Annotated in this window: 9 protein-coding genes and 1 tRNA gene; 1 reads left to right on the forward strand and 9 read right to left on the reverse strand. The window is 69.5% G+C overall.

What is annotated here, in order from left to right; genetic code table 11:
• Positions 1-144: 144 nt before the first annotated feature.
• The 6 genes from AB0G84_RS18780 to AB0G84_RS18805 all read right to left on the reverse strand — a co-directional run bounded on the left by AB0G84_RS18780 (position 145) and on the right by AB0G84_RS18805 (position 7,938).
• Positions 145-2,115, reverse strand: coding sequence for a bifunctional metallophosphatase/5'-nucleotidase (locus tag AB0G84_RS18780; RefSeq protein WP_361321512.1), 1,971 nt, complete (start codon positions 2,113-2,115; stop codon positions 145-147).
• Between the two features lie 245 nt (positions 2,116-2,360).
• A complete protein-coding gene (locus AB0G84_RS18785) occupies positions 2,361-3,962 on the reverse strand; it encodes an MFS transporter (protein ID WP_361321514.1) in 1,602 nt (533 codons plus the stop codon).
• Entirely contained in the window at positions 3,959-4,510 is a 552-nt protein-coding gene (locus AB0G84_RS18790) for a helix-turn-helix domain-containing protein (protein WP_361321516.1), read from the reverse strand. The genes AB0G84_RS18785 and AB0G84_RS18790 overlap by 4 nt, the downstream gene beginning before the upstream one ends.
• A gap of 129 nt (positions 4,511-4,639) precedes the next feature.
• Complete coding sequence (gene argH, locus AB0G84_RS18795; RefSeq protein WP_361321517.1) at positions 4,640-6,073, reverse strand: argininosuccinate lyase; 1,434 nt, start codon at positions 6,071-6,073, stop codon at positions 4,640-4,642.
• A 120-nt stretch (positions 6,074-6,193) separates the two neighbouring features.
• Positions 6,194-7,387, reverse strand: coding sequence for an argininosuccinate synthase (locus tag AB0G84_RS18800; RefSeq protein WP_361321518.1), 1,194 nt, complete (start codon positions 7,385-7,387; stop codon positions 6,194-6,196).
• A 173-nt stretch (positions 7,388-7,560) separates the two neighbouring features.
• Complete coding sequence (locus tag AB0G84_RS18805; protein WP_361321520.1) at positions 7,561-7,938, reverse strand: DUF488 family protein; 378 nt, start codon at positions 7,936-7,938, stop codon at positions 7,561-7,563.
• A 142-nt stretch (positions 7,939-8,080) separates the two neighbouring features.
• On the opposite strand from AB0G84_RS18805, the gene AB0G84_RS18810 reads away from it, so the two are divergent.
• A tRNA-Pro gene (locus AB0G84_RS18810) sits at positions 8,081-8,154 on the forward strand.
• A gap of 426 nt (positions 8,155-8,580) precedes the next feature.
• Here AB0G84_RS18810 and AB0G84_RS18815 read toward each other — a convergent pair.
• From AB0G84_RS18815 to AB0G84_RS18825, 3 genes are all read right to left on the reverse strand, one after another.
• Positions 8,581-9,144: a hypothetical protein gene (locus AB0G84_RS18815; RefSeq protein WP_361321522.1), complete on the reverse strand. Its 564-nt coding sequence runs from the start codon at positions 9,142-9,144 to the stop codon at positions 8,581-8,583.
• A gap of 134 nt (positions 9,145-9,278) precedes the next feature.
• Positions 9,279-11,324 (reverse strand): hypothetical protein, encoded by a 2,046-nt coding sequence (locus AB0G84_RS18820; protein WP_361321524.1) that lies wholly within the window; start codon positions 11,322-11,324, stop codon positions 9,279-9,281.
• A gap of 261 nt (positions 11,325-11,585) precedes the next feature.
• Positions 11,586-12,401, reverse strand: a complete 816-nt coding sequence (locus tag AB0G84_RS18825; protein ID WP_361321526.1) for a hypothetical protein — start codon at positions 12,399-12,401, stop codon at positions 11,586-11,588.
• Positions 12,402-12,499 lie beyond the last annotated feature (98 nt).

A 12,499-nucleotide genomic window follows, 5' to 3' on the forward strand; every position in this document is an offset into this window, starting at 1 on the left:
AGCTTCACAGGCCCCTGAGCCGTCCGGTCCGCTCGGATCGTGAAGTCCATCGCACCCCTTGAGCTGGGGTGTTGCAACGTTCACTAGAACCCAAGAACCGCCCAGGGACGGGGCCCTTCGCGCGCCGGGCCGCAGGGGGGCGGGTCAGCAGGGCACCCGGAAGCCGCCGGGGGCGCGCTGGCCCTCGGTGCCGCCAGTCAGCGCCGCGCGCAGCGCCGCCTCGACCCGGGGCAGCAGGCTCCCGTCGGGGTGGAGGATCTGCTGGCGCTGGGGGACGGTGCCGGTGCGGGCGCCGGGCACCGAGGTGTTCTTGGCCCGCACCCGGCCCAGCGGGGCGGGCACCAGCCGCTCGGTACTGCGGACGTAGGCGATGAAGCTCTCGAAGTCCCGGGTGTGCCGGACCGGTGCGGTGAAGCCGGTGAAGGAGCTGAAGCCGTCCTGGTTGATGAGGGTGTAGGAGGGCGCGGCCAGGCGGTAGCGGCGGCCGGTGTCCAGGGCCTTGCCGTCGATGAACACCTCGGCCGGGTCGATCCGCGCGCCGACCTTGCCGGCGGCGTCGAAGGTGTAGCGGACGTTGCGGGAGACCGCGAGCGGGGAGAAGCCGAGGCCACCGCCGGCGGCCGGCGCCCACTGCTCCTCCAGCGCGTCATGGATCTGTCGGCCGGTGACGGTGACGGTGACGATCGGGTCGCCGAAGCCCACGGCGTTCCAGGCCTGCCCGAAGGTGACGGTGCCGTCGGTCTCCTCGTCCCGGATCAGATCACCGGCGATCACCGCCTGGCCGACGCGCGGGAAGACCGCGATCACGGCGAGTTCCGCGGGGGTGTTGGGGTGGTCCGCGGGGTCGTCCATCGGTCCGCGCGGCTGCCGGCCGGCCCACAGCGCCCAGTCGGCGACCAGGTTGCCCATGGTGCACTCCCCCACCGCGTTGCGGCTCCGGGTGAAGGAGGCGCTCTGGGTGCCGATGTGGGAGCGGGCCCGCCGGGAGCCGCGGCCGGCCCAGTAGGTGGCGATGGACTTCAGGTCCGGGTCGGGCGTCACGTCCTGGGTGTTGGGGTGGTTGACCGAGCGGGTCAGCTCCCGGATCACCGCACCCGTGTCCGGGTCGAGCCGCAGGCTGATCTCGTTGATGAGCTGGCCGTAGCAGCCGGCTTCCACGAACGGGCGGGGGTTGCCGTCGGGGTCGGGCAGCATCATGGTGAAGGCGCAGTGCCAGTGGCCGGTGACGATGGCGTCGATGTCCGGCGAGACCCGCAGCGCCAGTTCGTACGCCGGTCCCGAGGGGTTCTTACCGCTGGAGAAGTCGCTGCCGGCCACCGCCCCGTCGTGCATGCTGAGCACGATCGCGTTGACGCCGCGTGATTTGAGCTCCGCGGCGCAGCGGTTGGCGGTCTCCAACTCGTCGAGGGTGCGCAGGCCCGGTTGGTAGGAGCCGGGGAAGGTCTCGGTACCGATGGCCGTCAGGTGGATGAAGCCGATCGGCAGTTTGCGTCCGCGGCCGGCGTCGACCTGCACGATGTTGTACGGCGCGAGCACCCGCTTCCCGGTGTCCTTCCACACCATGTTGGCGCTGTAGTAGGGGAAGTCCGCGCCCCGGAAGCGCTTTCCGGTGGAGTCCTTGAAGTCGTCGTCCCGGCCGACGAGCGGGAAGGCGTCGCCGTCCACCATGTGCGACGTCAGGTAGGTGGCCGACTTGTCGAACTCGTGGTTGCCGGCCGACGCGAAGTCCAGGCCCATGGCGTTGAGGGCCTCGATGGTGGGCTCGTCGGCGAAGGAGGAGGCGTCGAACTCCCAGCCGGAGAAGAGGTCACCGGGGGCGAAGAAGAGGGAGTTGCGGCGGCCGTCGCGCAGCCGCTCCAGGTGGGCGGCCATATAGGCCACCCCGCCGACGGTGTAGGTCTTGCCGCCGGCGCCGGTGATCCGGGAGTGGGCGCCCGGGGCGCCCTGTAGATAGCCGTGCAGATCGGTGATGTTGAGGAGCTGGACGTCGATGTACTCGTCGGCGGTGGTCGCGTCGCGGGCATGGCCGGTGGCGTAGGCGTTACTGCCGATGGCGCTCGCGGTGGCCAGGGCCCCCGCGGCGGTGAAGAAGGTCCGTCGTCCGATGTCGCGCACTGCGTCACTCTCCTGTGCAGGCCGTCCGTAGGGGGACGACCGGAGAGTCAAGCGAGCCGCGCGGGACGGCCGGTCACCGTGGCGCGTACCGGGCGTGAACGGGCGGGGGACAGTCGCCCCCAGGGCGTCGTGTCCCGTGGATCATTGCGGGTGGGCGGCGCCGTGATCCACAGGACACGCCCGGTACGGGGCGCGGGCCCGCCGTCCGGCGGAGCGGGTACGGCGCACGGCCTGTTGACGGGGGATCAGCCGCGCGGCGCCCCGGCGACGGACCGGGCCGGCGGCTCGGCGGCGGGCGTGGCGGGGCTGTGGGCGAGTTCCTGGCCGCGCAGCAGGAACCACGCCGCCACCGCCGCGGACAGCAGGACCACCGCGCCCACTCCGGCGGCCACGTCCACCCCGCCCACGAAGGAGTCCTGAGCGGCCTTCAGCAGCGCCGCGCCCTGCTCCGCGGGGAGCGCCCCGGCGGTGTCGACCGCGCCGCCGAGCGATTCCCGGGCGGCGTCGGCGGCGTGCTCGGACACGCCGGGCGGGGCGGCGAAGTCGCGGTAGAAGCTGGTGACGATGGTGCCGAGCAGGGCGATGCCGAGGGCCGCGCCGAGCTCGTAGGCGGTCTCGGAAACCGCGGAGGCGGCACCGGCCTCCTCCTTGGGCACGCTGGAGAGGATCACATCGGCGGTGACGGTGAAGGAGAAGCCGGCGCCGACGCCGACCACGAAGAGGATCACGCACAGCGCGGCGGTCCCGGTGTCGCCGTGCAGGGTGGTGCAGCCGACCAGCGCGAGCCCGACGACGGCGAGGCCGCCGGCCACCACGATCCGTACGGACAGCCGCCGGGCGACCCACCCGGCGGCCAGGCCGGCGCCCACCGCACCGACGGCGGCGGGGAGTTCGACCAGGCCGGCGTTGAGCGGCGAGCGCTGCTGCACCATCTGGAGGAACTGGGAGAGGAAGAAGACCAGTCCGGACAGCCCGAGGATGGTCAGCAGATCGGCGAGCACCGCACCGGAGAAGCCGCGGTGCTGGAAGAGCTTCATGTTCAGCAGCGGGGAGTCCAGGGTGAGCTGGCGGCGGACGAAGACGAGCAGCGCGAGCACACCGATGACGGCCGCCAGCGCGATGTCCCAGCGGTAGCCCTCCACCGCGGCTTCCTTGACGGCGTAGACGACGCTGACGATGCCCACCAGGGCGAGCAGGACGCTGGGGATGTCCCAGGGGCCGGGATCGGGGTTGCGCGACTCCGGGATCACCTTGGCGCCGACGGCGACCAGCACCGCCATCACCGGCAGGTTGATCAGGAAGACCGACCCCCACCAGAAGTGCCCCAGCAGGAACCCGCCGAGCACCGGCCCGACGGCCATGCCGGCCGAGGCCATCGCGCCCCAGATGCCGATGGCCAGGCTGCGTTCCCGGGGGTCGTGGAAGAGGTTGCGGATCAGCGCCAGGGTGGCCGGCATCAGCGTGGCGCCGGCCACGCCCTGTAGCGCCCGGGCGGCGATCATCATCTCCGGGCTGGTGGCGTACGCGGCGAGCACCGACATCGCGCCGAAGCCGACCGACCCGATCAGCAGCAGCTTCTTGCGGCCGATGCGGTCGCCGAGGCTGCCCATGGAGACCAGCAGGCCGGCGATGACGAAGGAGTAGATGTCACCGATCCACAGCAGCTGGGTGCCGGAGGGGCGCAGGTCCTCACTGAGGAAGGGGGTGGCGAGGCCGAGGACCGTGGCGTCCACGCCGACCAGCAGGACGGCCAGGACGAGGACGGCGAGGGCGAGCCAGCGGCCGGGACGGGGCTGGTCGTCCACATGGGCCGAACCGGCCCGTCCTGACGCTATGGTCTCGGTCATTTCTCCATGCTCCGTCGGATGCCGCCGAGCAGCAGCTCGACGATCGAGTGGTGGAGGTCGTTGCGGGCGACCCGTCCTTCGTGCACGGCCCAGGCGCCGGCGCCGATCAGGCCGTAGAGCGCTTCGGTGAGCCAGGCGGGGCTCAGATCGATCCGGAAGTCGCCCTCTTCCTGGCCGCGTCGGAACAGCGCGGTCAGCCGCGCATCGAGGGTGGCCCAGCCGGCGTTGACCGCGTCGCCCTCGAAGAGCTGGTTCTCGCAGAAGAGGAAGGCCAGCATGGACGCGATCGGTTCGACCTCCTCGATCAGCCGGTGCAGCGCCCCGGGGGCGTCGCCCTCGTCCAGCCGCGCGGCGTCCATCGCCTGCGCGCACTGCGCGATCCCGTGCTCCTCCAGGGCCCGGATGAGGGCGTCCCGGCCGGCGAAGTGCCGGTGCAGGGTGGCACGGCTGATGCCCGCGGCGCGGGCGATCTCGTCCATCGACACCGTCGCGCGGCGGGTGAGCAGCGCGGCGGCTTCCTTGAGTACGTGTTCACGATCCACGGCCATGAGACACAGAATAACCGAATGAGACATCAATGTCTCACACAGGGTCGACCCTGGCGCACCGCCCCCCACACGACGGCGGCCCGCACCCGGTCTGTCCGGGTACGGGCCGCCGTGCCGTGCCTGCCTCGATCACCGCGGCTGCTTGGCCGCCACCCACTCCTGCTGCCGGACCAGATCGGCCCGCACCTCGGCGAGCTGGACCGCGACCGCCGAGGGCGCGGTGCCGCCCCGGCCGCTGCGCGCGGCGAGCGCACCGGGGACGTTGAGCACCTCGCGCACCTCGGGCGTCAGGTGCGGCGAGATCTTGGCGAACTGCTCGTCGGTGAGCTGGTCCAGCTCGATGCCGTGCGCCTCGCACTCCTTGACGCACTCGCCCGCGACCTCGTGCGCCACCCGGAACGGCACGCCCTGCTTGACCAGCCACTCGGCGATGTCGGTGGCCAGCGAGAAGCCGGCCGGCGCCAGCTCCGCCATCCGCTCGCGGTTGACCGTGAGGGTGGCCATCATGCCGGTGAACGCCGGGAGCAGCACCTCCAGTTGGTCGCAGGAGTCGAAGACCGGCTCCTTGTCCTCCTGGAGGTCCCGGTTGTACGCCAGCGGCAGCGCCTTGAGCGTCGCCAGCAGACCGGTCAGATTGCCGATCAGCCGCCCCGACTTGCCGCGCGCCAGCTCCGCGATGTCCGGGTTCTTCTTCTGCGGCATGATCGACGAGCCGGTCGAGAAGGCGTCGTGCAGGGTCACGAAGGAGAACTCCTTGGTGTTCCAGATGATCACCTCCTCCGCGATCCGGGAGAGGTTGACCCCGATCATCGCCGTGATGAAGGCGAACTCCGCGACGAAGTCACGGGAGGCCGTGCCGTCGATGGAGTTGCCGGCCGAGCCGTGCTCGAAGCCGAGGTCCGCGGCGACCGCCTCGGGGTCCAGGCCGAGCGAGGAGCCGGCCAGCGCACCGGACCCGTAGGGCGAGACCGCGGTCCGGTCGTCCCACTGCCGCAGCCGCTCGGCGTCCCGGGACAGCGACTGCACGTGCGCCAGGACGTGGTGGGCGAAGAGCACCGGCTGGGCGTGCTGGAGGTGCGTCCGGCCCGGCATCGCGACGTCCGGGTGGGCCTCGGCGAGGCCGACCAGCGCCTCCTGGAGGTCGGCGATCAGCCCGCCGATGATCCGGGCGTGGTCGCGCAGGTACATCCGGAAGAGCGTGGCGACCTGGTCGTTGCGCGACCGGCCGGCCCGCAGCTTGCCGCCGAGGTCCGGCCCGAGCCGCTCCAGCAGCCCGCGCTCCAGGGCGGTGTGCACGTCCTCGTCGGCGATGGTGCCGGTGAACGAGCCGTCGGCGACGTCCGCCTCCAGCTGGTCCAGCCCGGCGATCATCCGCGTCAGCTCGTCCTCGGTGAGCAGCCCGGCCGTGTGCAGTACCCGGGCGTGCGCACGGGAGCCGGCGATGTCGTACGGGGCGAGCCGCCAGTCGAAGTGGACGGACGCGGACAGGAGGGCCAGCGCCTCGGCCGGTCCGTCGGCGAACCGCCCGCCCCAGAGCCGGACATCACCGCTGTTGCTGCTCACTGCTGCTCCTCAAGGCTGCTCGATGTGCCGCCGCCCCCACGGCCTGGTGGCCCCGGGGGCACCGCCCTCCCGCCGCGGGGGCGGGAAGGCGGGTGGTGCTACGGAAGGAACGAGACCGGCTCAGGCCAGGTCGCGCTTGGCCGCGATCTTGCTCGACATACCGAAGAGCTCGATGAAGCCCTTGGAGAGCGACTGGTCGAAGGTGTCGCCGGTGTCGTACGTCGCCAGGTTGAAGTCGTACAGCGACTGCTCGGACCGCCGGCCGGTGACCACCGCGCGGCCGCCGTGCAGGGTCATCCGGATGTCACCGCTGACCGCCTGGTTGGCCTCGTTGATGAAGCCGTCCAGGGCCCGCTTGAGCGGCGAGAACCACAGGCCGTCGTAGACCAGCTCGCCCCAGCGCTGCTCGACCTGCCGCTTGTAGCGGGCCAGTTCGCGCTCGACGGTGACGTTCTCCAGCTCCTGGTGCGCGGTGATCAGCGCGATGGCGCCGGGCGCCTCGTAGACCTCGCGGGACTTGATGCCGACCAGCCGGTCCTCGACCATGTCGATCCGGCCGATGCCCTGGGCGCCGGCCCGCTGGTTGAGCTGCTGGATGGCCTGCAGCACGGTGACGGGCTTGCCGTCGAGGGCGACCGGGACGCCCTCCTTGAAGGTGATGACGACCTCGTCGGCCTCGCGCGGGGTCGCGGGGTTCTCGGTGTACTCGTAGACGTCCTCGATCGGCGCGTTCCAGATGTCCTCCAGGAAGCCGGTCTCCACGGCCCGCCCGAAGACGTTCTGGTCGATCGAGTACGGCGACTTCTTGGTGGTCGCGATCGGGAGGTTCTTCTCCTCGCAGAACGCGATCGCCTTGTCCCGGGTCATCGCGTAGTCGCGGACCGGGGCGATGCACTTCAGGTCGGGGGCGAGGGAGGAGATGCCGGCCTCGAACCGCACCTGGTCGTTGCCCTTGCCGGTGCAGCCGTGGGCGACCGTGGTCGCGCCGTGCTTCTTGGCCGCGGCCACCAGGTGCTTGACGATCGTGGGCCGGGACAGCGCGGAGACCAGCGGGTAGCGGTCCATGTAGAGCGCATTGGCCTTGATCGCCGGCAGGCAGTACTCGTCGGCGAATTCGTCCTTGGCGTCCGCGACCTCGGCCTCGACCGCGCCGCAGGCAAGCGCACGCTTGCGGATGACGTCCAGGTCCTCGCCGCCCTGGCCGACATCCACGGCAACGGCGATGACCTCGGCGCCCGTCTCCTCGGCGATCCAGCCGATACAGACAGAGGTGTCCAGGCCGCCCGAGTAGGCGAGTACGACGCGCTCGGTCACGGGTTTCTCCTTACGGTGCATTCGCTGATGGGTATAAGTATGCACTCCACCGTATGTTTCGTCAACGCATCCGCATCTCCGCAGGTCAGCGGCGGGTCATCGGCGCGTCGCACACCGCGTACACACCCCATGGGCACCTCGCATACCGCGCAGGGACGGCCCCCGTACACCGCTCACGCCTCTTCACCCAACACCTCGGCGAGCACCGCCGCATGGCTCGCCGACACCTCCTTGGTGGCCGTCAGCAGCGTCAGCGGCCCGTCAGCCGCGAGCTCCCGCAGCCGCCCCAGCGCCCGCTGTGCCGCGTCCCCCGCCAGCTCCTGGCGGTAGCGCTCCACGAAGCCCGCGAACCGCTCCGCCTCATGGCCGTACCAACGCCGCAGCTCCGAGGAGGGCGCCGCCTCCTTGCACCACTCGTCGAACGGCGCATCGGCCTTGGCCATCCCGCGCGGCCACAGCCGGTCCACCAGTACCCGCGCGCCGTCCGCCGGCTCCGGCGGCTCGTACACCCGGCGCACCCGGATCCCGCCCCTGGCGGATATTTCGCCCATACCCTCATCGAACCACGGAAGCCGGGCGCCCGCCGGAGGGCGGAATGCGCCGGCCGGGGGCCCCGCTTTGGAATCAGGGCCCCGGACAGGGTATTTTTCTTCTGCACGCCCCGGCCGGGACTTCTCCGGTCGGTTCGAGCACCGGGACGTGGCGCAGCTTGGTAGCGCACTTGACTGGGGGTCAAGGGGTCGCAGGTTCAAATCCTGTCGTCCCGACTTTGCGAAGTCGCAGGTCGGAGGCCATTTCAGAGAGAATCTGGAGTGGCCTTTTGATCATTTTCGGGGACCTGTTGGGGACCAGTCCGCTTGAACTCGACCAAAGCCCACGTTGACTCAGTCCAAGTGGGCCATACAGCTCTCCGCAACGGGGCTAAAGTGCTTGTGTGCGGCCCTGTCACGGACGCCGGTCGGTCGGCTCGTCGCTCCTGGGTGGGCCGGAGGGCGTCCGGGCGCTGGACGTCTGATCGGAGGCGCTGGCGGCTTGGTGGCCGTGGAGTCGATAGACCATTTCGTCGGGACAACGGTCCAGGCGGGCCCGCCGCCAGGCAGCGTCATAGGACAGGGACGTTGTGCTGCGTCGTTGAAGGAGTACGGCTCGGGCGCTGGTGAGAGGAGCAAGCAGTACTCGCCATAGGACGAGCTTCATGGATGCGCCCTTCGAGGTGTCTCGTCGGATCCAGGTATGTCCATCGGCGCGATGTTGCTGGGCAGACTGCCGCCGTTAAGAGCCTTCAGGGAGTCGGACAGCACGAGCATGGCCTGCTGTCGCTTCTCGATGTCGGTGAACCCTTGGCCGACCTGCTCCCATTGCTGCAGGAGTGGGAGCCACCAGCGGTCGCAGGAGTAGATCAGGCGGGCAAGTCGCTGGAGTTCGGCAACATGCTCGTCGCTCAAGGCGCTGGGGGCGTGGTGCTCAAGTTGGTTCAGGACGACGAGGTCCGGGCGATCGTAGAGGTTGTCCTTCAAGAAGCGCAGACGGCGGATGCGCTGTTCGTCCTCTGCCCGCTGTGCCAGCAGGTCCTGGGCGGTCCTGGGTAGGCCTAGAGCTGCGTAGACGTTCAACAGGAAATAGTTCGGGGCGCGGCGGGGCAGACAGCCGAGGGCGGCGTTAACGGCGTCCTGGGCGGCGGGCACGTCCGAGGCTGTCAGACGTGCCGCTGTAGCGGAGGCCGTGGCGTGCACGGCGGCGCGCACTGTCTCCTCCAAATTGGGAGGCATACGCCAGAGTGGTCGCCAGGTGATCGTGTACACGGCCTCGAACGCGATGCCGTCTGTGGCACTTGGTAGCAGACGCGGCTGGACAGACGCACTCCTACGGACTGCGCGGCGCCATGGCCACCTCATGTGAGGTTCTCTTCGAGCGGGAAGACCGTGCGCAGACGGCTGTCGACGAGGTGGTTGTAGAAGTCGTCAGCCACGCTGACGCCGTCAGCGGTGGAGAGGCCACGCAGCTCGTTCATGAGCTTCATGCCGGCCTCGAACATGTTGTGGCCGCGTAGCGCAGGCAGGAGCTGGCCGCGCAACTGCGTGTAGGCGCTGGGATCGCCGGCGCACGACCGGACCCAGTCCGTCAGACGCGAGATGACCTGGGCAGCGGTGTCCGATGAGGAGAGCAGGCTGTTGAGGGCTTGCTGTACGTCGATGTCCTGGGGAGGGGTGCACACGAGCCACGGCGCGCTGTCAGGGCGAACGGTCATCAGCGCGAGGAAGGCCAGTGAGCCGCTGCGTGCGGAGACTTTGCCCTGTTGCCAGCCCTGGACCTCACTGACCAGTCGCTTTATCACGGTGGGGCGTTGGGCGAGATCGTCGAAGGCGGCCAGGACTTGGCCCGCGGCGTCGGTGTTCTTGTGCGCGACGCGGCGCAGGCGCACCATCGCGCGCTTGGCCAGAGATGAGGCGACCGAGGAGTCCTCCAGGATCCGTTGACACAGGGCAATGACGGCGGGCGCGTAACTCTTCTGTTCCGCCCACCCGTAGAGCGCTGCCCATGCCAGGCGGCCGACGTGTTCGTTGCGCACGGCCTTTTCCAAGACCGCACCCAGCACCTCAGGCTGGCTGCTGCCGACGAGCTCGCCCAACTCGGTGAGGTAGTCCACCGTTCCGTGCCGAACGGTGAGTTCGGCCAGCGCCGCCACGGCGTGGTCCTCCGGGTCGGCGTTCTGGGCTGTTGTGACGAGCCAGGTCAACAAGGGTTTGCGCATGGCGTCGTAGTTGTCCCAGACGTACTCCAGCACCGCACGTCCGTAGGCGGGCCGGTCGAAGACCACTGTGTCCTGCAGGTCGACTCGCCCCCCAATATCCTGAATGCGCCGACGCGTTCCCCGTCCGGCCAGAGCACTGAGGGTCGGCGAGAGTCCTGGTGCTGTGTAGGCCGCGTCGTGTACGTCTCCGATGGCCGCGAGAAGCGCGGCTGCACTGCGCGCGACGATGGGCATGGGCGCAGACTGCTGCACGGCCAGGGCCAGCAGCAGGCAACGGTCCTCCACGGTGAGTGAAGGGTTGTCGTGGGTGTGCAGGCTGTTCATCTCGCCGAACCGGCTGTCGAGTTCACCGCGCCAGTCGGTCAACGCCGCGATGATGCGGTCTTCGAGGGTGCTTTCGGCTTCGCCCTCGCCTTCGGCCTGGATGAACGACTGCTGGGAGCTGGTGCGAGTGTGCTCCTTCCAGGCCATCACGACGGTGTGCGCGGCCCGCACGGCGGCCACTGCTGTCAGTCCGCGCAAGGACGTGGTGGCCGTGGAGAAGGAGCGGAGTGACATGACGAGTTGGTCGTAGCCGTAGGCGGTCAGGTGTGCCTCGACCACGCGCTGGGCATCGGGCGCTTCTTGTAGATGAACGACTTGGATGCCGTCACGATCGCTGAGGCGGTGGTCCTTCCACAGGTCCTGTGCGACGGTCAGTGCGAGATAGGAGCGGCAGTCGCGCAGGTGGGAGGCGTGTTTCGACAGAGCGTTGAGGAAGTCGGCGGATACCTGGTCGTTGTCCGGATGCTTGAGATCGAGTTGGTACGCATGCGCCTTCTCCAGAGGCAGGCGCCCCTGGCGGGGAGTTGCCCAGTCCGCATCCAGCTGGACCACGGTGGTTTCTTCAGCAGTGTGCTCGGCCAGCAGTCGTAGAGCGAAGGTGGTGGAGCCGCACGAACGCGGTGCCACAATGACGATGACCGGCTGGCGAGGACGACCGGTGACGGGATTGACGATCTGCTCCCAGACCAGGTCCCAGTGCGGGCCCCGAACGAACGGCTGGTCGAGCAGCCGCTCACGGCTTTGTTCCACGCCCTCCAGTAAGTCCCGCTTTCGAGTCTCGAGGATCACCTGCTCGATGTGGTGGGCGACAACCTCAGGGTCCCCGTACACATGTGTCGCTGCACCGTCGGTTTCGTGCACGCGCGGTGCGGGCGGCACAGCGCCCGGCTGTGGTGGAACGGGAGAGGGGGACGGGTCGTCAAGGTTCGCGCTCGGCCGATCGGCAGAGCCAGTTCCGGGACGCAAGCGATGCAGCCATCCGCCGGAGCCGTTGGACTGGCTCTCACCACCCTCGCTGTTCAGTGGGGCGGGGTCGGAGTGATTGGGGTCAAACGGTACGTCAGACATACTGGAGCTCCAGGGTGAGTGCAGGGAGGACAGCAGGGTGAAAGGCCGGACGCCTCACCGCTGGCGGCGGTCGATTCGCAGGGTTTCGATGCTGTTGGCGATCGTGGCGTCGCTGACCTGAGCGTGGAACTGGAACGTGCCGCCGCCGCTGGCAGCGGGCGCCGCCGACGCAACGCTCTGCTGCGCGGTAGAGGAGGGAGCAGAAGCCGACGATGCGGCGTCCGTGACATAGGGGCGTACGGCTGGACCGGACAGGCCCGGTACATGAATCCGGCAGGACTGCTCGAAGCCGGGCTTGTCGCTGACGCGTGCCACCGCCTCAAGGAAGTGGTGCGGGCCGAGATCCGGCGTACGTCCTGCGTGCACGGTGCGCTGGTAGACGACCTCGGAGAGCGCGGCTGCGAGGAAGGTGCCGCAGTCCTTCGCGGCGGACAGCGCTTGGCGGGTCGCCTGGCTGTCGAGCAGTCGGGTGGCGTCGTTGATGGCGATACCGCGATGGTCGGGCAGGGACAGCGGGCCGACGTGCACGCTGGCCCGCAGCCGCAGTACGGGGCTACTGGCCAACCGCTGCTGCTCGTAACGCACGAGGGCTGCATTAAGCCGGCCCAGCAGCGGGTCCACGAGCCGGGCCAGCACTGCGGGTGGGAACAGCAGAATCGACCCATCGCCGTTGTCCTTGTAGCCCCCGGGGAAATCCTGCGGGGCGGGCAGCTGGCACTCGGCGAGCACGGTCGCCACGATGTCGTCCACGTCGCACCGCGCGGCGGCCATCCTCGCCTCGGGGATTTGGCTGTACTTCTCCATGTCGATCGCCACGAGGGCGAGTTCAGCAGGCACGTCCAGGGGCTCTGCATGCAGCGGCGCATCCATTGGGCACCGTCCTTTCAGCAGGCGGTCAGGGGAGTGCCCATGCTGATTGAGCGGTTCGGCAGCCGCTGCCCAGCAGTGGGCACGCCTGAAGTGCGGCT

This window comes from Streptomyces sp. NPDC020742 (assembly GCF_040641675.1).
Taxonomy (GTDB): Bacteria; Actinomycetota; Actinomycetes; order Streptomycetales; family Streptomycetaceae; genus Streptomyces.